The organism is Anaerolineae bacterium, from assembly GCA_035529315.1.
Classification (GTDB): domain Bacteria; phylum Desulfobacterota; class Desulfobacteria; order Desulfobacterales; family ETH-SRB1; genus Desulfaltia.
On sequence record DATKWZ010000036.1, the window covers coordinates 1 to 22,022 of the forward strand.

The following is a 22,022-nucleotide window of genomic DNA, read 5'->3' on the forward strand; positions in this document are numbered from 1 at the left end:
TATTATCGTGCTTGGCGTCTTAAGCGTTTTCGGCTTTAGTTTTATTTCGACGGCTGTTCATACTTATTCCATGATGGAAAAACAAAAAAGTCTTTTTGATCAGGCTGCAATGGCTATGGAAAGAATCAGCAGGGAATTGAGGGATGCAAAGTCTATTTCGTCTCCGGCATCCGGAAATTCAGGCTCCACCCTAACCTTCACAAAAAGCAATGGAACTCTACAAGACAGCGACACCAATATATCATTTCGGCTTCCCGGCACCAGTACTGTTTTGGAAAGGAACAGTACTGGTGCCGGCGGCGGCGGCGGCGGTGGCGGTGGCAGCGGCGGCGGCGGTAATACAGTGGACCTTGCCGATAATGTTTCCGCATTTACTGTAACCAATAGTTCCAATGAAATAACCATCACCCTTACATTAGAATCAGGTGAAGCAAGTATTACTCTACAAAGCTATATTTATCCCAAAAATCTGCCTTTTGATGGTGATGATTATTCTGGAAGAAATTTTGCAGGTTTTTGGAAGGAAGATATACAATAATGAGAAGAATTTTATCAGGTCATTTGAATAATAAGGGCGTTACCCTTATTACACTCATTATAGCCATAACGATATTCGCTATTTTTATAACGGTTTTTTCCTATGTTATGGTTGCCAAACACGGGTCTTCAGCCCTCTACGTGCAGTCAACACAGGCTTATGCTGTTGCGCAGGCAGGCATAGAATATGGCATTCGGTATGCAACGGATAAATATATAGCCGATCCTACTTATGATTATATTAATTTCCCAATTACTAAACCGTTCGGTAACGGGAGCTTCACTCTTGAATATAGTAGTGAAGATTCAGACACCCTGACATCAACAGGGACGGTCGGTGTAGCGACAAGGAAGATTATATGTAACTACTTAGAGGAGATAGTGACAGGTGTTGGTGGTAGTGGCCCAGATGGCCCAGGTGGCCCAGGTGGCCCAGGTGGCCCAGGTTAACCGAATAACATCTCTGTTCCTCTCATGAACAATTACAACTGCGACATCTATATTTACGACATAGAGTTGGCCAAGGAGGGAGGGATGAAGCCACCAAGTCACAAAAAGACTTTAATTTTAAAGCGTTATAAAAAAGAGAAAAAAAAGTTGTAGATACGGCATATACTGTATATTAAAAATTATATTATAATCTTAGTGCCTCTGTGCCTTTGCACCTTTGTGCCTTAATACCTTACTGCCTGAACTACTACTAATGACTTTTGAGTAAAGGGAGAGATTATGCAAACCGGCGATTCTGATATTAATAGAAGAGAATATATCCGCTTAGACAGGAGTGTGATGATCAGCTATAAAAAAGCGGGATCTTCTGAGGAATACGATATGACAAACACCAAAGATATCAGTAAGGCTGGAATGTTTTTCTTTTCTCATATAAATTACCCTGTCGGAACAAATCTGGAGCTGCTTGTCAGGTTTCCCTTTAGAATTGGAAAGGAGCGCGTTAAGGTAATTTCTAAGGTTCAGAATGTAAGAAAAAAAGAAAAGCTTTACGGTATTGGTGCGGTATTTATTAAGATGGATAAAACTGTTTTATCTGAACTTTATTCATTTATTGATAATATTAAGAAAAAAAATGGATTAGTGTAACCTAGGTTGAGCGATTTATTGCGAAGATATGTGCCGAGATCTTGATGCATAAGGGTTTGCGAAAACCGCAGGCATACCCGTGGATATGTCGAGGATTTTCGCGAATCCTTGATGCGCAAGAGATCGGTGCAGGTTGAGTAAAAAATCACTCAATTTAGGTGTAATGAGGGCTGCTATGCAATACATTCCAATCACAAGTGCAAAAAATCTACTGCCGGACCTTGTCAAAAAAATTAAAGCCTCTGATAATACTATTGCTATCACTAAAAATGGGATGCCGGAGGCCGTGCTGATCAGCATGAAAAGGTTCGAGGAGCTGTTGCAGGCATCGGATGCTCTGACTAATAATTTTTCCGGCACTGAAAAAAGACAATGTGTCCGTTTAGACGAGCATTTCGTGATCAGCTATAAGAGAGAATTGGGTTCTGATGGATACGATATCACAAGCATAAATAATATCAGTAAGGGCGGGTTGTCTTTCATTTCTCATGTGAATTATCCAATCGGAATAACGCTGGAGTTAATTATTGCTTTTCCCTTTAGAAAGGGAAAGGAGCGTGCTAAGATAATTTCTAAAGTTGTGAATGTAAGAAAAAAAGGAAAGCTTTACGGTATTGGCGTGGTATTTATTAAAATAGATAAAACTGTTTTATCTGAACTTTATTTATTTATTGATAATATTAAAAAAAAATCGACTGTTCGACAAGTTAGACCATAACTACCGAAGCCGCTTCCTCAAGCGTAGTTATTCCCCGAAGGACCTTATCGGCAGCATCATCTCGCAACGTTCTGAAGCTACCTGCTTCTTTAGCAGCTCTGGAAATTTCCTGGGCTGATTTTTTTTTCAAAATCATCTCCTGTACCATCTCATCGATGACCAGAACCTCATATACGCCGGTTCGCCCCTTGTAACCTGTATTCATACAACTTGTGCATCCTTTTCCGCGCTGGAAATCAGCGTCCTTTACCCTGTCCAGCAGCCCCCATGCGGCAAGCGCCGGTTCAGGCGGAATGTAAGGCTCTTTGCAGTTAGGGCAAATGGTTCGCATCAGACGTTGCGCAAACGATACCAGCACAACAGATGAAACAAGAAAAGTTTCTACATCCAGAACCATAAGCCGAGTAATTGCCGAAGCAGCGTCATTTGTATGTATTGTGCTCAAAACACGGTGTCCGGTCAGCGCCGCCCGGATAGCAATGCCGGCTGTCTCTTCATCCCGTATCTCCCCTACCATAATGATGTCAGGATCCTGCCGGAGGATGGATCGGAGGCTGCTGGCAAAGGTCATACCCGCCTTGATGTTCAACTGTACCTGGCGCACCCCTTCCATCTGGTATTCAACCGGATCTTCAACGGTAATAATGTTGACATCAGGTTTGTTCAGTTCTTTTAGTATTGAATAAAGACTTGTGCTTTTGCCGCTTCCGGTCGGCCCGGTACTCAGAATCATTCCATAAGGCTTTTTCATGACAGCCTCTATTTTTTTTCTGTCCTCTTCGGACATACCAAGACGTTCCAGAGTATAGACACCTGTGCTCGTGTCCAGGAGACGCATGACCAGATTTTCTCCGAAAATAGTCGGTATGACGGAGGCCCTGATGTTAATTTCCTTGTTCCCCATCTTAACCGTAAATCGTCCATCCTGTGGCACTCTCGATTTGGCCACGTCCATATTTGACAGGATCTTTATCCTGGAAACGATGGGCAGCATCATAGATTTGGCTGGAGCGGGAACATCGTGAAGCCTGCCGTCAACACGAAACCTGACATGGGCATAATCTTTTTCCGGGCTGATATGTATATCACTTGCCCCATGCTGCACTGCGTTTGAGATAATTGAATTGACCAGGCGAACAACAGGTTCCTGTTCAGCCATATCCTGAAGAGAGTTTACCTCCATATATGTGGTCGGTTCCACATCCCTCGTGGAATCAACATCATATTGCACCTCCTCAATATCGTCCACAACGCCGCCAAGGGCCGAATATGTTCCGTAAAGCCTGCTGATTAATTCAGTTAATTCCTTCTCAGCGCAAATTACGGGTTCCACCTCGGTATCTGTAAGAACTTCAGCGGTATCCAGCGCTTCTATGTCCAAAGGATCTATCATAGCTATCGTAAGGAGACGGCCTTTTTTCCTTAAAGGAACCAGTTGATGTTTCCGGGCTATGGCTGCGGGAATAAGGTCTTTTAAGCCGGTATCTTCCGGATAATCATCAGAATTGTATTTTGCTAAATGTAACTGCCGGCAGAGTACATCTACGATCTGAAAATCAGTAATAATCCCCTTCTGGATCAAATACTGTCCCAGCTTGATACCCGCCCTTTTCTGACCGAGCAAGGCCTCCATGAGCTGGTCTTCGGTTACCAGCCCGGCCTCTAAAAGCATATCGCCAAGTCTCTTTTTTGTTCTCAAATTTTGTCCTTTAAGTTAGTCGAGTATTTCCTCTTTGGAACATTGGAAAAAAAGAGAGTATCATCATCCCATCCGGTTACGATCTTTGCTCCTGAGAAAAGCACTGCCGGCAGCATATCGAGACTGTCTCTCGCTGATTCTTCATTAGCGAAACAATTCCTGAGAAGAACAGCAAATTTCCTGCCCTCCCGGCTATTCCTGTAAGGGAGCATCCTGAGAGAAAACGCCGAATCAGCATATAACCTTGTAAATTCATAGGCCTCTTCAAGCGTGTCTTTCATGGCCAGTTGCACCCACCAGCCGATTGCCAAAGGATTATCCTGCGCAGGAACAGCTGGAAAATTGATCACATCTCCAACAACTATACCATTAAGATCTTTAATCTCCGGGTTAAGCGGGGCCAGGGATGACAGTATCCTGTCCAGGCAATCAGAATCCGGAAGACCATACACCTTATAAACTATCGCCAAAACTGTTTCCCCGCTGTTTACTCTTATCTGCCCCAATACTTCAGGAAAGTTTTTTGCCTCTGCAAACACTTCCGGCTTGACTTTATTTACGCTCTCATGCGCTGCAAGATGAGTAGCGCCTGCCAAAAGATGCGGTTGAGGCACCAAAGGACGGACGGAATTTGATGCGGATAAGTTGGTTGGGATATCTGCTTTTAGTCGCTCAGGCTTTGGATTCAATATCAATACCGCGGCTATCAGGCAGCTTAAGGCAGCAGCCGCAGCCCACTGCCATCTTCTTGACTGCTCATGAGGAATTCTCTTAGCACATGCACGTACAAGGGAGCGGCTTACCCTGAACCTGTTCTGAATAATCAGCGTAAGTATAATCTGATGACATAAATTTATTATTTTTCTGGGATAACCACCGGTAGCCCTGTATATAGCCCACAAAGCCGGATAACTGAACATAACCGAAATTTTGTTGCCGCCACTTGCTGCTTTGTCCAGGCGAAATTTTATCATCAACCTGCTTTCGCGGAAGCTCAGCGGACCCAAAAAGAGACGGATATTTATCCTGTCGGCAAAATTTGCATGCTCTTTCAATATGTGCTGAAATTCTTTTTGCGCAAAAATAACTATTTGCAGCAACTTATATTCATTGGTTTCATAATTAAGAAATTCACGGAGAATTTCGAGACAAAAGAGAGGTATTTTCTGTCCTTCGTCAATAATCAGAACAACCCTCTTGTCCTCATCCACGCCTTTGCGAAAGAGATACTGCTTTATAAGCTCTTTTATCCGCCGCTCATCGGCATTGCTTGCAAGTTCAGCAGCTCCTAACATTTCAGCGAATGTATTCAAAAATTCATGAGGGTTGTTAAAATTAGGATCCAGTATAAGATGGGTTTCAGTTGCTTCTTCAGCGGCAAATCTGCGGATAATCTGGCGGCAGAGCGTGGTTTTCCCTGTTCCCACATCACCGATAACCACATTTAAACCCCTTCGCAGGCGTACAGAAAGTTCTAATTTTTGCAAACATGCAAGGTGCTGCCATGACTGAAAAAAAAACTCAGGATCAGGTGAGTTGGAAAAGGGTTCCTTCTTTAAATTTAGGATGCTGAAGTAATCCATTTAGCTCCGCTTTGCCACGCAATTAGTTGAATAGTCGGGTTTGGAAAACGGTCGCCTACTCCTCACCGATTATTGCCTGTTCAAGAATATGCGGGGTAATAAATATCAGTATTTCTTCCATATCCTTACTCTTAGACGCACCTTTGAAAAGATATCCCAATACAGGGATGTCTTTTAGCCATGGAACTCCATATTCGCCCTGGCTCATTGTTTCCTTGCTTAGGCCCCCGATAACTGTGGTTTGTCCGTTAAATAGTATAACAGAAGTTTCAGCGCTTTTAGTTATAATTGTTGGATTGCCATCTACTTTATTGATAAAATCAGGCTCATCTTTATTTATTTTGATTTCTATTTTAATAGTTTTATCGTCAATAACATGCGGTGTAACTTTCAAGCTGAGTGTCGCTTTTTTATACTCTATATCGCCTATATTTTCACCCGATGTAACCTTAAAAGGGATATCCCTGCCGCTTTCTATTACAGCTTTCTGATTATCAAGCGTTGTAATGGAAGGACTTGACAGGATATTTAGTTTACCTTCTTCCTCTAAAGCGGAAAGCTGGACATTAAGGACATGTTCGCCTAATTTTCCAGCTACATAACCCAAAGTCATACCTGCTCCCAGTGTCGGAAAATCTGTCGGAAAATCAACGGCAAGACCTGAAGTCGGATTTAATGCGGTGCCTAAAGCGCCCCCTAAAACCCCCTCTGAGTTTGAACCGGAAGTAACCCATTCGGTTTGACCGCCGCCCATATCGCGTTTATATAATCCCCCCCATTGAACCCCAAGCTCTCTGGCTGTATCCTTGCTTGTCTCAACTATATTTGCCTCTATCAGGACTTGAGAAATCGGCCTGTCAAGCTCTTCAATTAATGGGAGCATTCTTTCAATATCATTCCTGGTTGCCTGCAGAATAAGCGCGTTGGTATGTTTATCAACCATCACAGAACCATGAGTCTTCCCATCTGTCTTTTCTGCAAGAAATTTTTCCAGATTTTTTTTAAGATCTTCTGAATCAGCAAAACTGATCTGAATGACTTTGGTCAAAAGTGGCTCAACTCTTTCCAGCGCTCTTTTCTGGGTTTCCCGTGTTATGTCCTGCTGCATATCTTCCAGGGTTAAAATGCGGATCAAATCCCCTTCCCATGCATAGGTAAGTCCGTGTGAACGCAAAATACCTTCAAATACCTGGGCCCAGGAAGCATCTTCAACATTTATATTAACTTTACCGCTTACTTTCTCATTGATAATAATATTCTGATTTACTGCTTTTGCCAAAGTCCTGAGAAGCACAGAGAGTTCTATCTCTCTCATTTTCAAGCTTATTTTACCGGAAGGAAGAGACTTTTCAGGCTCAGGCACCACGCTTTCTTGTTTTACTTTCTCTTCCATTGCCATTTTCGGCAGGTCAACAGCGCGTTTTCTGGCCGAAGGGGAAAAGCCCTTAGACTGTTCAGCCTTTATCTTCCACGTCTCAAAGAAAGTATCTTTTTTTTCACTCTTTTTACCGGCACAACCGGCAACAATAGTGATAATTAAAATAGAAAAAACAAACCTGATCGCGATCTTATAAATCAGAGCGACACCTTTAAGATTATAATTTTTTTTCATATCCGACTCTGTCTACCTGGTTTTGTCTAATAAAGGGACGTTAACCTCTTCCAGTGGAAGTATGATAACATTTTTACCACCTGTCAGTTCAAGCGCTACCCGTGTCGGAGAAATACTACCGACAATATATCCGCCGCCATTGACTATAATTTCGCCTGCTTTATATTCTATACCATTAATGATGGCCAGTTTCTTATCAGCCATCTCTAAATATCCTGAATAGGTAAAACGCGCTTTCTCGGCTGAGACTTCAGCCCGACCGCTCTCCGGCTCGAATTTTACAGGCAGTCCGGGCTTTAAAAAAGGATCTCTCTTCCATTCAGCCCCAGCCTGTCCTATAATAAAGGCTTCGGTCTTTGTCAATACTGCCCTGCTCACCTCTTCGACAACATCGGCTGTGAGTTTTTTTAAGTTGGTCAATTCATCTTCCGTCTCAACATGGACTATCTTTGGAGTAGCCGCTAAAAAGTTGTATGCAGCATATCCGACAGCAAGTATAACAAAACAGAGTATAATTTTTTCTCGTGTTGACATATATATCTCTTGCAAGTGTTCAAAGGTTCAAAAATTCACCGTTCAGGGTTATAAGAAACTTAACCGTTGCACTAATCCTTACCCCTTAATCCTTAATCCTAAGCATCGTGAATGGTTACTATTACCTTTGTTTTTGATTTAAACTGAGAGCAAGCCACATTTTCACCTTTAATTCCTTTCCTTCCGTTGTTCTTTGAATATGAACTCTTTCTATATGTTCCAGGAAAGGAACTCTTCCAAGCTCAGTCAAGAATTTGCGGAAATTAAAAAAATCCCCTTTTACAAAAGCATTGACCAATAAAAGTCCGGAATCACGATCCAGAGATATGACATCCGGAATGACGGAAACGACTTCCAGGTTGCATTTTCCGGCTATTTCAGCAAATATCACTGGTATCCCTTCTATTTTATCTTCTGAGAGTCTAACCTTGGCTGGAAAGGTCAAAACTTCCGGACCGCCGGCCTGCATCTTACCCAAGATGTCTCTATACACAGGGAAAAGCACCTTCTGCCTATCTATCCGGCAGCTAAGCGCTTTAATTTCTTGATCCTTAATTTCAGAAAACTTATTGTATGAGTATATCCCTATAACAACAAGAATCAAAACACCCGCCCCGAATGCTGAAAAATAGATCGATCCCCTTCCCGGTAATTTTATAAATTGTTTTAGTTCCATTTTTAAACCAGTTTTAATTCTATAGTAAAATAAAGGGCATCTCCTTCTTCTCCGTATGATTCAACAGCGCCTTTATTAACCGCAGGAGCGCTGAAGATAGGTGAGCCTTCCAGCCTCATAGCATATGCTACTAAATAGGTTTCAAGCATATCGCTTTCCCCAAGTATAATGCCCTCCAGCACCAATCTTTTTTCAACATTCATGCTCTTATTTGCTGAAACGCTTCCCAGATCAACCGTTATGCTAAGCAAACGTATGTTTGAAGAAGCCAGGGCTGACAGCTCGCCGATAGCCGCATTTAGCAGTAATTTCTCGCTATATTTCTTAAACCCCTGCTGTTTCTTCTTGAGCCTGGTCGCCGCCTGCAAGATTAAGTCCTTATTCACACATGGACTATATTGATCCAATTGCTGATTAAGCCGGGCCAATTCCACTTTCTTCTGCTCACCGGAACTCGCCAGCCACCCAAAAAATCCAACAGAAGCAATTATAAGTAGCATAAAAGCCACAGAAATACACTGTTTTATAAGCGTAATTTTTGCATGATTCTTCTTGTCTTTGTGTGTAAAAATAAAATTAGGGGTACGGATATTGTCGGACAAAGCCATACCCACGGCCAGAGCAAACGGAGCCCTGCTGGAAACTGACTCGGGAGGAGCCACAGCGCCTAAAAAAGGAGTTTTGGCAGAATCAAAGGGATCGTTGATCTCCATATCGACTCCCAGTTTCTGAGCGATATAATCAATTAATGGGCCGTAAAAATGGACCCCTCCGGAGTTGTAAACCTTTCCGACACTTTCAACTTTAAAGGTCGTGGTGTAATGTTTAAATGTCCTTTCCACCTGTCTGGCCAATCTGTCGACAGCAGGACTGATCATCCCAAGTATTTCCTCTTTTTTGAGATGAAAGCCGATATCTTCTTCGGACAGAGGAGGAGAATCCGGGTTGAGGCTGAAAAGCACCTTTTGAGCCTGCCCGATATTCATGGCGGCTCCTGAATCAAAACCCCCTGAAAGAGGCTGCTCTTTTTCCCCAGTTAATTTTCCAGGTAATTCCAAAGAAAATTCTTTTTTGCTATCATTAAACCTTTCCATTAGGGATTCAATCATGCTGTTCACCCCGGTCTTGATGCCGCGGGTTAAGACAAGATTCCCCTTGAAAAAGATATCAATGCGTGACCAGCTATGGGCGATATGAAGATTAGTGACTGTTTGATCAGAGGTCGGCATCCAGCCGCTTTTTAATAGGTTTTGAATTGCAAATGGAGCAATTGATATGCCGGTAAGAGGAAAGCCGATCCTTAAAAAAAGATTTTTTGCTTCCTCTACCTCTCGCTTGGGAGCGGTATAAGCTATAACTACTATCTTGGAGACACCTTTTTCGACAACTTCATCCTGCACTCTAAAATCAAATATGGTCTCTTTTTCATCAAAGCCGGCTTCTTTTTTAAGTTTCCAATAAACTGTCTTTTCAATCTGCTTTTTCGCTGCCTTAGGTATCATAAAATGCCGTACATCAGCCCGGGCAGCCGACATAATACTCCATATTTTAAGCTCTTTCAAAGGACCGCAAAATTCGGTCAGCGCCGATTTCAGGAAATCGTCGAACTCAGGAGTATCTTCAGACAGGTCGTTATTAAATGACACACGCTTGAAATCCAGTAATTGCCATTTCAGGTCGGGAAGCTGTTTGATCTTAACCAGCCTGATATCGGCATAGCCGATATCAATCCCTACTGTAATCGATTCTTTAGAAGGAATAATTCCGGCCAAATAAGATTTAAAGCCACTGGTAATCGGAGAAAGAGTAGAGATAGCCAGGGTCTTGCCTGGTTGAGGATCATTACCGCGAATTGCATCAAGCAACTTTTCGGTAGAAGATATTTCATCGTTTTTCGACAGCATGGCAATATCTCAAAAACTCCTTAATATTAATTACTTGTAAAAACATTAACTGATTATTTAGCTCATATAGTATAATTTTGTCCAGAATTAACAGCTCACAACTCATCATATAAATACCCTGTCTATATCCCCCAACAACTATCAATTGAACTTTTCACACAATTGAAGTGTTACTTTTTCTTACAAACTCCGCATATAGTGCACGATTCAACCTTGCATGGTTCAGAGATTTTACCCTGCAGCGCCTTTTTGTATTCTCCCTTTAGATATGTTTTTCTGATTCCATGATCAATAAAATCCCAGGGGAGTAATTCATCTAAGGCCCGATCCCTCAGTGCATAAAAATCAGGATTTAAATCAGTTGATTTTAATGTTTTAGCCCAGTTGCCATGATTATTATTAGCCATGGATAAAATATTTGCGACCTTGCGATCTCCTCGCGAAAACAAAGCCTGAATGTAAGTATGACGCGGAATCTCTGCATTAACTCTTATATTAGCGACCTTTTTCAAACCATCCTTTACCATCTTTATCTTCTTTTTTAATGTATGTTCATCATCCATGGCAACCCACTGAAAGGGGGTAAACGGTTTTGGCACAAAAGGATTAAGGCTTACGGTTATTTGTCCTATATGTTTCTTTATCCTGCTCGACTTTAGAAACCGTTGTTTTATCTTTATGCATAATTTTATTATCTCTTCAACATCATCATCGGTTTCAGTCGGAAGTCCTATCATGAAATATAGCTTTAAATTTGGAATGCCGCTTAAAACAAGGGCTTCAGCAGCCTCAAGTATATCTTCTTCGGTAATATTTTTATTGATTACTCTACGCATCAGTTCGGAACCTGCATCAGGCGCGATAGTTACGGTTTTGACCTTACTTTGCATGAGCGCCGATATCAGTTCAGGAGCCAAAGCATCAGCCCTGAGAGAGCTAAAAGATATTCTGACATTTGTTTGTTTAAGCACTCTGCACAAATCTACAATTCCGGGATGATCTGAAACCGCTGCTCCGACAAAGCCGATCCTGTCTGTAAGCGAAGCCCCATGTTCCAAACATTTTTTCAGGAGATAAGGGGATCTTAATCGTGGAGGCCTGTAAATATATCCTGCGGTGCAAAAGCGGCATCCATGCGGACAGCCCCTGCTTACCTCGATTAAAAATGTTCGCTGAAATGTTGTATTTGGAGTCAAAATGGCGCTACAGGTGGGGATATGGGAAATGTCTTCAATAAAAAGGCGCTTGATTTTATCAGGCACGTCACATGTCGGCTCAAAAGAGCAAATAGTTCCATCCATATTGTATGTAGTTTTATAAAAACAAGGAACATATACTCCTGGAACGTTTCCGGCAAGATATTTAAGATGCGACTTTTTGTCTGCCTTCAATAGTTCGGGCTGAAAAACTTCAAAAAATCGAGGAAGCATTGCCTCTGCTTCCCCAATAAAAAAACAATCTATAAAACAGGCTATAGGTTCAGGATTTAAAAAACACGCAACCCCTCCTGCTACAATTAAAGGATGGACATCTTTTCTGTGGCTGGATTGCAGAGGTATGCCCGCTCTTTCGAGAATTGTCAGAACATTCAAGTAGTCGTTTTCAAACGAAAGAGAAAAGGCTATTATGTCAAAATCTGAAATAGGCCTTCCCGACTCTATCGTAGTTATGCGATCTGTTGCGCATCCGTTTTTCTCCGGCAGGAAAGCCCTTTCGCATAATACATGATCTATCTGATTGAGCAAATGATATACTGTCTGAAAACCAAGGTTGGACATTCCAACATAATATCTGTTGGGATATACAAGCGCTACCCTGATCCGCTCTTTCCAATCTTTTCGTATTGCGCCGATCTCTAATTCGGCAAATTTACGATGTGATTTATCTGTTTCATGCACCATCTTTTCAGCGTTGTATTTTCTTTGCTTTGCTAAGATTAAACTAATCCGCCTTCTTTCTTAAAAAGGTGGGGACATCAAAATCATTGTCAATTATTGTTCCCTTATACCCTCTGTATACGGCACCGGAGGATTCACCAACCGCCTCTTTCTGTCTTATAAATGTCGGCGCATCATAGTCTACAACATTTTGCAAATCAGCAGGGGTTATATCTCTGATCCTGCCTCTCAGACAATGCTGGGCAAGACTATTTTTCCGTGTTGATGATTTAGAACTATCGCCTATTCCTGTCGCAATGACTGTTACGCTCAACTCATCAGCAAGCGCGTCATCAATTACCGCACCCCATATAATATCCGCATCTTCACCAACTTCACGATATATCCGTTCTGAAGCTTCTGCCATCTCTTCCATTGTTAAATCACTGGGGCATGTTATATTCATTAATACACCCTTAGCGCCGGCAATGGAAATATCTTCCAGCAGAGGATGAGATATTGCCCGTTCAGCAGCCTCGGTTGCTCGGTTTTCACCACTTGCGACGCCAATACCCATGATGGCCAGACCAGCCTTTGACATAATTGTTCTTATATCGGCAAAGTCAAGGTTTACCAGGCCGGGCATCATGATAAGATCGGTAATCCCCTTGACTGAATGAAGCAACACTTCATCTGCTCTCTTAAACATTTCAATCATTTTGGCATTTTTGGATGCCAGGCCTCTTAGCCTGTCGTTGGGTATTGTAATCACGGTATCGGCAACATCCTTTAACATTTCAATCCCTTCTTCCGCCTGCATAGCTCTTTTTTTTCCTTCAAACGAAAAAGGTTTGGACACAACCGCAACCGTCAGCGCCTTAATATCTTTACAAATTTCAGCAATAACCGGCGCAGCGCCGGTGCCGGTGCCACCTCCAAATCCTGCGGTAATAAATACCATATGGCTGTCTTCAAGGGCCTCTCTTATTGCGTCCGCACTTTCCAGGGCTGCGTCTCTGCCTACCTGGGGGTTAGCGCCGGCGCCAAGGCCCTCTGTGATTTTATCTCCTATCTGGATCTTGGTCGGCGCCCTTGAGATATCAAGAGCCTGGGAATCTGTATTGACTGCTATAAATTTTACCCCCTGAAGCCTGGAATCAATCATGTTGTTGATTGCATTTCCTCCGGCCCCTCCTACGCCAATAACCTTGATCTTTGCAGATTTATTATTTTCCACAAATGTAAACATAATCCCCCTCCCTATATATAAGTTGATTGTAACCGTTTATGGTTGTCGGTTCACAGTTCACACTGTTTTTTCAATGAACCATGCAAGGATTGAAGCGTTTTGTATATTGATTTCAAGTCTTGAATTAATTCCTTTGCATCTAAATCAGAAAATATATTAAGCTCTCGTGAAATATAAATCTGTGCTCTCAGATCCACGGCCGATTTTTTTGCAATATTTATAAACCTTTGAAAATCCGGAATACTCTTTCTTTCGCTTCCTTCCGCAATATTTGATGGAATAGATATAGATGAGCGCAATATTTGATCTTTCATTCCATAATCACGGCAATTTCTTAATAATTTATAAAGACGTACCGACAACCTGCAAGATTTTTCCCGAACTTCTAAATCTTCAAAAGATGTTCCCATAATTATACCTCCTGTTTTTTTCAACTGTGAACGGTTACAGATTAAATTACATCTTTAAACCATCTTTTCATCCTGGTCATAATATTATTAAATATATTTCCGTCACGGATTCTGAATTTCTTTATGCTCTGATTCCTGGCGCCATATATAACGAGTCCGACACCTGTAGCATACATGGAATTATTCACTATATCGACAAGACCTATGATTCCCCTGGGTTTGCCAAGGCGTGTTGGAAGTTGCAATATAGATTCCGCAACATCAGCGGCTCCATTCAGAAGGGCTGAACCTCCTGTTATAACCACTCCTGATGAAATAATATTCTCCATGCCAGCCCTGTATATTTCTCTTTTTATCAGTGTAAATATCTCTTCCATACGTGGTTCTAAAATCTCTCCCAGTATCTGTATCGGGAGTTTTCTGGGATTACGCCCACCCATGCCCGGCACTTCGATTGTTTCTTCACCATGTATATTGCGGGTAATACAGGTCCCGTATTTCTTCTTTATCTTTTCTGCTTCAGCATGTGGTGTCCGCAGCCCGATTGCCAGATCATTCGTAAGATTGTTACCTCCAATGCCAAGTACAAATGTATGTCTGATATTGCCACCTGAAAAAATAGCCAGATCCGAAGTGCCGCCGCCGAGGTCGATAATGGCCGCTCCCAATTCCTTTTCTTCATCGGTCAAAACCGCTTCACTTGAAGCAAGAGACTCCAGAACAATATCACATACATCAAGACCTGACCGATTTGCACATTTTATAATGTTATGGGCAGATGTTACAGCTCCTGTAACAATATGAATCTTTGCCTCCAATCGCACACCGGCCATGCCGACAGGATTCTGGATGCCGGCTTCGTCATCTACAATGAACTCCTGCGGAAGCACATGTATTACTTCGCGATCCATGGGAATAGCAACTGCCCGCGCCGCATCAATTACACGTTCCACGTCTTGTTTTGTGATTTCCGAACCCTTTATTGCTACAATCCCGCGGCTGTTAAAACCGGTTATATGTCCTCCGGCGATTCCGGCATAAACAGATGAAATTTCACATCCAGCCATAAGTTCAGCCTCTTCAACAGCCTTTTTTATCGATTCTACTGTTGATTCAATATTAACCACCACCCCTTTTCGAAGCCCGATTGAGGGATGAGTGCCGATCCCGATGATGCTTATTTTATCCCCTGACAATTCACCGACCACGGCACAAATCTTGGTAGTTCCGATATCAAGGCCGACAATTATCTTTCCCTGTCCCTCCATCTTAAGCCTCCTTATAATCCATAGCCGGTGATTCAATTTTAACCGGATTTACCACAATGCGATCCAAATTGTTCAAGTCTATAGTATCAAAATCTGAAAACATCAGTCCTTTCTCCATATAGAAAAGAACGTTTTTAAGTCTTTCATACTTGCCTGGATAGTTATTATATCCAAGGCTTATAGCTTTGATACCGTTAAACGCATAAAGTGTAATGCCTATTTCCCTGTCAACACTGATTACTTTTAATAATTTGTTTGGAATAATTGATCCCGGTCTTTGCCCGAGTTGCAATACATCCATTACTGCATTAAAAGGTATGTTGCGGAATTTTCCGGAAACATCCAGACCAGAAACATCCAGATCAGAAAACTCAAGACCGATAATAATCGGCAAATTGTCGGGATCTGAGGCTGCTAACTCTTTAAATATCTCTCCATGATCGTTTATCAGAAATTTGCGGCCAAGGTCTATGATGGCAAGAGGTTTATGCTCCTTTATCCTTATATTTATTCCATCCGGCAGTTCCCTCATTACTTCGGCATCGTCGATCCATGGATGTGCCAACAATCTTTTTCTTGTTGCAAAAAGATTTACAGAAAAAATATTTATTCCAGCATCAATACCGGCATGCTTAATTATCTGATTTTGGGAAAGTCTGTTCGTTCCCTTAACGATTATGCTGTTTGCCCTGAAATAATCACACTGAGTCAACAGGTCATAACCAAAAATGAAAACAATGCTCATAGCCGTGACCAGGGAAACCGCAGCCATAATTTTGAAACAGGCAATAATGCGCCGAATAACTTTAGCGCGCCTTTTTGCCAGGCTGTTTTTATAATAGTTTTGTCGCATATACTTATCCCCCGGCTATTGTAATTTCCGATTCAAGCTCTATGTTAAAAATTTTCAACACTTCCCCCTGAATGAGTTCCATCAGCGCGAGCATATCTGCTGCCGATGCATTACCTTTATTAATGATAAAATTTGCATGTTTTGATGATATCTTTGCGCCCCCGATCGATTTCCCTTTAAGCCCTGCCAGATCAATAAGCTCCCCTGCTGTTTTGCCGAATGCAGGATTTTTAAAAAAACATCCAGCGCTTGGAAAGCCCGAAGGCTGTGTTTTTTTGCGTGCCTTCAAGATTTCCATAGCCTGCTTTTTCAACCCTTGCGGGTCCGAAGGACGCAGAGAAAAACAGCCGCTTAATATAATCGGTTGCCCGTTATCAATATCTGTTATCTTCCTGTCCCATGAGAGTTTTCTGTAAGCAAACCGCAAATTTTGCCTTAAAATAACTCTGGTTTCCCCTGCGGGCAGTAAAACCTTTATGGAATCAATAGCATCGGCCGTTGCTCCGTAAGCAGTGCCGGCATTCATTATAATGGCGCCTCCGACGGTTCCGGGAATGCCAAGAGCAAAATTCATTCCTTCAAAACCGTTGTCTATGGCAAAAGAACAAAGGGTATGAAGCCTTGTGCCGGCCATGGCTGTTACAATTACAGAGCCCTTTCCGCCGCCTGTTACGGCAATGCCGTCGAGACACTTATTAAGAACAACCACAATCCCGTTTATGCCGCTGTCCTTTACAAGAAGATTTGTGCCGCCGCCGATTACCATGCAGTAAATCCCCTTTTTCTCAGACCATTTGATAAGCTCCAAAAATTTTTCAAAACTTTCAGGGGTTACAAAAGCCCAGGCAGGCCCGCCAACCCGTAAAGAGGTGTGCCTGGACATAGGTTCGTTGAATTTGACGTTTTTGCCAAAAAGCTTTGCGAGCCATTTTTTTGAGTCAGGATTAAGCATTACTAGTTGCTTTCAGCTCTTCAAGTATTTCTTCCCCTGCTTTCCATACATCCCCTGCGCCAAGAGTAAGCAGAATATCCCCTTGCCTTAATGTTTCTTTTAAATAAAAGACAGATTCGGAAACACTGTCTGCATATATGGCATCTCTGTGGCCATGGGCCTTGATCCCCTCACATAACAACAGGCTGTCAACCCCTGTTATCTTTTCTTCTCCAGCAGGATATATGGGAAGAAGTATAAGTTTGTCAGCCTGGTAAAAAGCGCGCGTAAAATCATCAAAAAGAGCTTTGGTCCTTGTATAGCGGTGCGGTTGAAATACCACCACCTTGCGTCTGTCCGGCCAGCATGTCTTAACCGCCTGCAGCGTTGCCTTGATTTCAGTAGGATGGTGGCCATAGTCATCCACGACTGTAATCCCCTTTATCTCCCCCTTGACTTCAAGCCTGCGGTGAACCCCTTCAATAGTTTCAAGAGCATATTTAATTTTTTTAAACGGAATATCCAGTTCAATCCCAACCGCAATACTTGCCATGGAATTATAGATGTTATGAGATCCAGGCAGATTCAATACTATTTCACCAAGCAACAAGCCATGATGATAAATACTGAATCTGCTTTTAAGACCTTCAAATGATACATGAGTAGCCTGAAAATCGGCTTGCGCACTCATCCCGTATGTGACGAATCTTTTCTTTATTTTCGGGATCAAGCCCTGTATTGGCTCGTTATCAAGACAAAGGACAACAAGACCGTAAAAAGGGACTCGATCTATAAATCTTAAAAAAACCTCCTTTATGGCGTTCAGGTCCTTGTAAAAATCAAGGTGTTCCTTGTCTATATTTGTCACTACTGCTATTGCAGGAGACATTTTTAGAAATGAACCATCGCTTTCATCAGCCTCAGCCACAATAAAGTCTCCATGGCCCAGAAGCACATTTGTGCCGATGCTTTTCAGTTTTCCTCCGATAACGACTGTCGGGTCCAACCCCCCTTTATCAAGAATACTTGCAATTATTGAGGTGGTCGTTGTCTTGCCGTGCGTTCCCGCGACTGCAATGCTGTATTTTAAACGCATAAGCTCGGCAAGCATCTCAGCCCTTGGTATCACGGGAATCGACATTTCTCCGGCCCCGACAACTTCCGGATTTCCAGGCTCGATTGCCGACGATGTTACCACAACATTGGCTCCTCTGATCTGCTCCCTGGAATGCCCTTTAAATACAGTGCATCCCAGCCTTTCCAGGCGCTCGGTAATGGATGACAATTTTACATCAGACCCTGAAACCTTGTATCCAAGATTAAGAAGTAGTTCGGCAATACCGCTCATCCCTATGCCGCCGATTCCAACAAAGTGCATGTGATATTTCTTATGATACATATTCGTAAATTAGGAATTGGCAATTCAATCCCTTAATCCCCTAATCAACTTGTAACAATCGTCAACAATAGCCTCAGCCGCATTGGATCTGCCGATGGACTTTGCCTTGGAAGCCATAGCCTTAAGGGCTCCTGGATTTGATGCATAGTACTCGATTCTTTCGGCAAGCTTTTTACCGGCAAGATCTTTTTGAAGTATCATTTCAGCCGCACCTGCATTTTCAAGTGAACCTGCATTTAAAACCTGATGATCGTCGGCGGCAAAAGGATATGGTATGAAAATAACCCCCTTGCCTATGACCGCGACTTCGGCCACAGTTGTCGCGCCTGCCCTGCAAACAACCAGGTCGGCATTATGATACTGCGTGGCCATATCGTCGAAAAAAGATTTAACCATGCAGGAAATACCGCTTTTCATGTATGCTCTTTTTACATCTTGTTCGTCGGCAGATCCGGTCTGATGCACAAAAAAATATTTATCCTTTTCCTTCAAATATTCAAAAGCTTCTAAAACAGCCGTATTTATGCTGTGAGCCCCCTGGCTTCCCCCAAGAATCAGTACTGTAAAAGGTTTTTTCCGCAATTGATCAGCCGAACCTGCATCCTGCGGATCTATTGTGGGTTGCAGAATCTCCTTGCGTACCGGATTCCCTGAAACAAGTATTTTTTCCGGTTCAACAGGGACAAGCCATCGGAATCTCTCTAATCTTGTGTCTTTAAAGGATACATATATTCTGTCCGCAAAACCGGATAAAATGCGATTTGTAATTCCAGGCAGAATATTCTGCTCATGGATGACGATCTTAATGCCCATAAGCCATGCCGCTATAACAACCGGTCCGGCAGAATAACCGCCGACCCCTGCAACAAGGTCGGGCCTGAAATCCTTAAGAATCATGATGGATTCAAGTATTGCTTTTGGTATTTTTAAGACCGAAACAGCCTGCCTCCATAATCCCCTGCCCTTGATCCCTTCTGCTGTAATAGGTTTATGTTTAAAAACAGTTTTTGATAAAATAGCTATTTCAAAAGGATTGCCTGTGCTGACGAAAAGAACTCTGTTCTCCTTATCCCGCGTTGCAAAGGCGTCTGCAATAGCTATACCCGGAAAAAGATGTCCTCCTGTACCACCGCCTGCGATAATAATGCGCATAAGTGTTATTCGCCCTTCAATCCTGACGCTTCTATATTATTCAGTATCCCTATTGATGCCATACTGAATAAAAGCGATGTCCCGCCATAACTCAAAAAAGGTAATGCAAGCCCCTTGGTCGGCAAAAGTCCGACAGCAACTCCCATATTAATGCAAACCTGAATGGCTATTGCAGATGTAATGCCGACAGCCATAAACGACTCAAAATAATCCCCGGCGTTTTTCGCGATATTTATGCCCTTCCATAAGATCAGAGAATAAAGCCCTATGACAATCAGCACCCCGCACAAACCAAGCTCTTCACCAATGACCGAAAAGATAAAATCCGTATGTGGTTCAGGAAGATAAAATAGTTTCTGGTAACCTTTTCCGATTCCTGTGCCCCATATTCCACCTGTACCAAAAGCCATGAGAGAATGGATGATCTGATAACCCTCATTCATTGAATACTGCCACGGGTCCCAGAAACTGATGATACGTTTTAAGCGATACTCTGAGTTAATCATTAAAAAGTAAGCAGCAGGGAGTAAAAATATTAAAGGGGACAAAAGATGTAAAATGCGTGCCCCACCGACATAAAGCATGATCCATGTAATAATCCAGAGAATAAGCACAGACCCAAAATCAGGCTGAAGAAATATCAGGGTTGTAAACATGCAAAGAATAAAAAAGTGGGGTAAAAAACCTATATAAAAATCTTTGAGAACATCCTTTTTTTTGCTCATGGAATAAGCCAGATAGATTACCAGCGCAAAACGGGCAAATTCCGACGGCTGAAAATTTAAACAACCAAACCGCAGCCAGCGCGTTGAACCATTCACAGAATATCCAAATTCTGTAGTCTTCACTGCTACAAGAGTAATAACGGCCAGAATAAGAATCGGGTATGTTAAAGAACGGATAAGTTTCAATGGAATGTGCCTGCAAGCAACCAGAACAAGGATACCAAGCAGGGAAAAAAGGACCTGTTTTTTCAAAAAATAATAATCGCTGCCGAACTTTTTAAGAGCAAGGGCTGAACTGGCACTGTAAACCATTACAATTCCTATCCCCACAAGGAAAAGCACCGGAAACAGAAGCTTGACATCGTAATGTCCTGTTTCCGCGCCATAGGCTCTTAAAACCGGTATTTTTTCTGCTTTGCCTTTTTTCATTTCAGCCTGCTTTTATTTATTTTGCCGACAGCCCTGCAAAAGTCTTCTCCCCGCTTGGCATAGCTGGTATACATGTCAAAGCTTGCGCATGCCGGAGATAGAAGAACCACATCTCCTGGAGAGGCTGCATGATAAGCCGACAGCACAGCATCCTCCATTGAAGAAGCCCTTTTTGTTGATGTTATATCGCCAAGTGCGGACGCTATATCCTCTTTTGCTTCTCCAAAAACAATGAGCCTTTTAACATGCCGGCTCACCAAATCTCTGAGGGTTCGAAAATTACCGCCCTTATCACGACCTCCCATAATAAGAATTACCGGCTTGCTGAAGGTTTCAAGCGCCCTTGCGACCGCATCAACATTTGTTGCCTTTGAATCGTTGAAAAAACCAACCTCATTTATTGTGGCAACATATTCGAGCCGATGAGGAAGCCCTTTAAAACTACTTAAAGCCGATTGTATCCCCTCTAAACTCCCTCCAATCGCCAGCGATGCCAGCGATGCCGCATAAGCATTTTCCAGGTTATGTTTTCCCGAAAGCTTTATGGATGAAAAATCAAGAGATTTAAAAAAAGTATTTATTTCAGCATCATCTGCGATCTGATTATAAAAGGACAATTTTTTGCTTTTAATATTTTTACATATAGAACCTATAAGAGGGTCAAGACCATTAAACACGGCAACATCACTTTCCTTCTGGTTTTCAAATATCCGCGCCTTAGACTTGGCATAAGCCGCAAAATCAGAATAACGGTCAAGATGATCTTCAGTAATGTTCAGCACTACTCCCACCTTTGGCCTGAAAGTATCTATTGTATCAAGCTGAAAACTGCTTATTTCAGCCACAATAATTTCAGCCTTTTCCCCTTTGTCCGCATATTCAATTAAAGGATTGCCTATATTGCCTCCGACAAAAACCCTTTGGCCTGATTTTTTAAGCATGTCTCCTAAAAGTGTTGTGGTTGTGGTCTTGCCGTTAGTGCCTGTCACCGCGACAACAGGTTCCCGTATAAATCTACAGGCAAGCTCGATTTCTCCCAATATCGGTATCCCCTTTAACGCGGCTCTTTTTATCGGCAAAATATCATGAGGGACCCCAGGGCTTACAACAATGAGATCCGATTTTTCAAAAGTATCAATTCTATGCTGCCCAAGCTCCATCTTGATGCCCATTTCACGCAAAACAGGCGCATAAGCTTCCAGTTTGTCTTCTTCTGCTTTGTCTGTAACAATAACCGACGCGCCCCTTTTCTTTAAAAAACAGGCAGCCGCAAACCCGGACTTTCCCAGACCCACTACTACAATATTTTTATTGGCAATCTGCATATATAATTTTGAGTTTTTAATTTTTAATTGTGAATGAAAAAAA

20 protein-coding genes are annotated in these 22,022 nt (G+C 42.4%); 4 read left to right on the plus strand and 16 right to left on the minus strand.

Annotation, left to right across the window (positions count from 1 at the left end; all coding sequences use genetic code 11):
- From VMW78_06825 to VMW78_06840, 4 genes are all read left to right on the plus strand, one after another.
- A partial coding sequence (locus VMW78_06825; GenBank protein ID HUV50711.1) for a hypothetical protein occupies positions 1 to 538 on the plus strand: 538 nt, incomplete at its 5' end.
- Entirely contained in the window at positions 538 to 987 is a 450-nt protein-coding gene (locus tag VMW78_06830) for a hypothetical protein (GenBank protein HUV50712.1), read from the plus strand. The genes VMW78_06825 and VMW78_06830, both read left to right, overlap by 1 nt.
- 279 nt (positions 988 to 1,266) lie before the next feature.
- Positions 1,267 to 1,635 carry a PilZ domain-containing protein gene (locus tag VMW78_06835; protein ID HUV50713.1) on the plus strand — a complete coding sequence of 123 codons (369 nt, stop codon included), beginning with the start codon at positions 1,267 to 1,269 and terminating at the stop codon, positions 1,633 to 1,635.
- Positions 1,636 to 1,768: 133 nt separating this feature from the next.
- Entirely contained in the window at positions 1,769 to 2,353 is a 585-nt protein-coding gene (locus VMW78_06840) for a type II toxin-antitoxin system prevent-host-death family antitoxin (protein ID HUV50714.1), read from the plus strand.
- Here VMW78_06840 and VMW78_06845 read toward each other — a convergent pair.
- From VMW78_06845 to murD, 16 genes are all read right to left on the minus strand, one after another.
- The gene (locus VMW78_06845) at positions 2,343 to 4,052 is read right to left on the minus strand and encodes an ATPase, T2SS/T4P/T4SS family (GenBank protein ID HUV50715.1); all 1,710 of its coding nucleotides are present in this window, start codon (positions 4,050 to 4,052) and stop codon (positions 2,343 to 2,345) included. The two genes, VMW78_06840 and VMW78_06845, sit on opposite strands and share 11 nt — an antisense overlap.
- On the minus strand, positions 4,049 to 5,635 hold the full coding sequence (locus VMW78_06850; GenBank protein HUV50716.1) for an AAA family ATPase: 1,587 nt from the start codon (positions 5,633 to 5,635) through the stop codon (positions 4,049 to 4,051). Before VMW78_06850 ends, VMW78_06845 begins: the two co-directional genes overlap by 4 nt.
- A gap of 55 nt (positions 5,636 to 5,690) precedes the next feature.
- Complete coding sequence (gene pilQ, locus VMW78_06855; GenBank protein HUV50717.1) at positions 5,691 to 7,247, minus strand: type IV pilus secretin PilQ; 1,557 nt, start codon at positions 7,245 to 7,247, stop codon at positions 5,691 to 5,693.
- Between the two features lie 12 nt (positions 7,248 to 7,259).
- Positions 7,260 to 7,781, minus strand: a complete 522-nt coding sequence (locus VMW78_06860; protein ID HUV50718.1) for a hypothetical protein — start codon at positions 7,779 to 7,781, stop codon at positions 7,260 to 7,262.
- Positions 7,782 to 7,902: 121 nt separating this feature from the next.
- A complete protein-coding gene (locus tag VMW78_06865) occupies positions 7,903 to 8,457 on the minus strand; it encodes a hypothetical protein (protein ID HUV50719.1) in 555 nt (184 codons plus the stop codon).
- Positions 8,458 to 8,459: 2 nt separating this feature from the next.
- The gene (pilM, locus tag VMW78_06870; GenBank protein HUV50720.1) at positions 8,460 to 10,361 is read right to left on the minus strand and encodes a pilus assembly protein PilM; all 1,902 of its coding nucleotides are present in this window, start codon (positions 10,359 to 10,361) and stop codon (positions 8,460 to 8,462) included.
- A 170-nt stretch (positions 10,362 to 10,531) separates the two neighbouring features.
- Positions 10,532 to 12,262, minus strand: a complete 1,731-nt coding sequence (locus VMW78_06875) for a TIGR03960 family B12-binding radical SAM protein (GenBank protein HUV50721.1) — start codon at positions 12,260 to 12,262, stop codon at positions 10,532 to 10,534.
- Positions 12,263 to 12,302: 40 nt separating this feature from the next.
- Complete coding sequence (gene ftsZ / locus VMW78_06880; protein ID HUV50722.1) at positions 12,303 to 13,490, minus strand: cell division protein FtsZ; 1,188 nt, start codon at positions 13,488 to 13,490, stop codon at positions 12,303 to 12,305.
- A 47-nt stretch (positions 13,491 to 13,537) separates the two neighbouring features.
- The gene (locus tag VMW78_06885) at positions 13,538 to 13,897 is read right to left on the minus strand and encodes a four helix bundle protein (GenBank protein HUV50723.1); all 360 of its coding nucleotides are present in this window, start codon (positions 13,895 to 13,897) and stop codon (positions 13,538 to 13,540) included.
- A 41-nt stretch (positions 13,898 to 13,938) separates the two neighbouring features.
- A complete protein-coding gene (gene ftsA, locus VMW78_06890) occupies positions 13,939 to 15,165 on the minus strand; it encodes a cell division protein FtsA (GenBank protein ID HUV50724.1) in 1,227 nt (408 codons plus the stop codon).
- 1 nt (position 15,166) lies between these two features.
- The gene (locus tag VMW78_06895) at positions 15,167 to 16,018 is read right to left on the minus strand and encodes an FtsQ-type POTRA domain-containing protein (protein ID HUV50725.1); all 852 of its coding nucleotides are present in this window, start codon (positions 16,016 to 16,018) and stop codon (positions 15,167 to 15,169) included.
- A 4-nt stretch (positions 16,019 to 16,022) separates the two neighbouring features.
- A complete protein-coding gene (gene murB, locus VMW78_06900) occupies positions 16,023 to 16,970 on the minus strand; it encodes a UDP-N-acetylmuramate dehydrogenase (protein HUV50726.1) in 948 nt (315 codons plus the stop codon).
- Complete coding sequence (gene murC / locus VMW78_06905) at positions 16,963 to 18,348, minus strand: UDP-N-acetylmuramate--L-alanine ligase (GenBank protein ID HUV50727.1); 1,386 nt, start codon at positions 18,346 to 18,348, stop codon at positions 16,963 to 16,965. Before murC ends, murB begins: the two co-directional genes overlap by 8 nt.
- 24 nt (positions 18,349 to 18,372) lie before the next feature.
- Positions 18,373 to 19,500, minus strand: coding sequence for an undecaprenyldiphospho-muramoylpentapeptide beta-N-acetylglucosaminyltransferase (gene murG, locus VMW78_06910; GenBank protein HUV50728.1), 1,128 nt, complete (start codon positions 19,498 to 19,500; stop codon positions 18,373 to 18,375).
- Between the two features lie 5 nt (positions 19,501 to 19,505).
- Positions 19,506 to 20,654 carry a putative lipid II flippase FtsW gene (gene ftsW, locus VMW78_06915; protein HUV50729.1) on the minus strand — a complete coding sequence of 383 codons (1,149 nt, stop codon included), beginning with the start codon at positions 20,652 to 20,654 and terminating at the stop codon, positions 19,506 to 19,508.
- Entirely contained in the window at positions 20,651 to 21,979 is a 1,329-nt protein-coding gene (gene murD / locus VMW78_06920) for a UDP-N-acetylmuramoyl-L-alanine--D-glutamate ligase (GenBank protein HUV50730.1), read from the minus strand. Before murD ends, ftsW begins: the two co-directional genes overlap by 4 nt.
- Between the last annotated feature and the right edge of the window lie 43 nt (positions 21,980 to 22,022).

What these genes read in the sequence shown, in the direction of transcription:
- VMW78_06835 (HUV50713.1), top strand. Translation starts at nt 1,267, where the DNA reads ATGCAAACCGGCGATTCTGATATTAATAGAAGAGAATATATCCGCTTA.
- murD (HUV50730.1), bottom strand. Translation starts at nt 21,979, where the DNA reads ATGCAGATTGCCAATAAAAATATTGTAGTAGTGGGTCTGGGAAAGTCC.
- VMW78_06895 (HUV50725.1), bottom strand. Translation starts at nt 16,018, where the DNA reads ATGCGACAAAACTATTATAAAAACAGCCTGGCAAAAAGGCGCGCTAAA.
- ftsW (HUV50729.1), bottom strand. Translation starts at nt 20,654, where the DNA reads ATGAAAAAAGGCAAAGCAGAAAAAATACCGGTTTTAAGAGCCTATGGC.
- pilM (HUV50720.1), bottom strand. Translation starts at nt 10,361, where the DNA reads ATGCTGTCGAAAAACGATGAAATATCTTCTACCGAAAAGTTGCTTGAT.
- VMW78_06850 (HUV50716.1), bottom strand. Translation starts at nt 5,635, where the DNA reads ATGGATTACTTCAGCATCCTAAATTTAAAGAAGGAACCCTTTTCCAAC.
- VMW78_06885 (HUV50723.1), bottom strand. Translation starts at nt 13,897, where the DNA reads ATGGGAACATCTTTTGAAGATTTAGAAGTTCGGGAAAAATCTTGCAGG.
- VMW78_06860 (HUV50718.1), bottom strand. Translation starts at nt 7,781, where the DNA reads ATGTCAACACGAGAAAAAATTATACTCTGTTTTGTTATACTTGCTGTC.
- ftsA (HUV50724.1), bottom strand. Translation starts at nt 15,165, where the DNA reads ATGGAGGGACAGGGAAAGATAATTGTCGGCCTTGATATCGGAACTACC.
- murC (HUV50727.1), bottom strand. Translation starts at nt 18,348, where the DNA reads ATGTATCATAAGAAATATCACATGCACTTTGTTGGAATCGGCGGCATA.
- murB (HUV50726.1), bottom strand. Translation starts at nt 16,970, where the DNA reads ATGCTTAATCCTGACTCAAAAAAATGGCTCGCAAAGCTTTTTGGCAAA.
- pilQ (HUV50717.1), bottom strand. Translation starts at nt 7,247, where the DNA reads ATGAAAAAAAATTATAATCTTAAAGGTGTCGCTCTGATTTATAAGATC.
- murG (HUV50728.1), bottom strand. Translation starts at nt 19,500, where the DNA reads ATGCGCATTATTATCGCAGGCGGTGGTACAGGAGGACATCTTTTTCCG.
- VMW78_06865 (HUV50719.1), bottom strand. Translation starts at nt 8,457, where the DNA reads ATGGAACTAAAACAATTTATAAAATTACCGGGAAGGGGATCGATCTAT.
- VMW78_06830 (HUV50712.1), top strand. Translation starts at nt 538, where the DNA reads ATGAGAAGAATTTTATCAGGTCATTTGAATAATAAGGGCGTTACCCTT.
- VMW78_06875 (HUV50721.1), bottom strand. Translation starts at nt 12,262, where the DNA reads ATGGTGCATGAAACAGATAAATCACATCGTAAATTTGCCGAATTAGAG.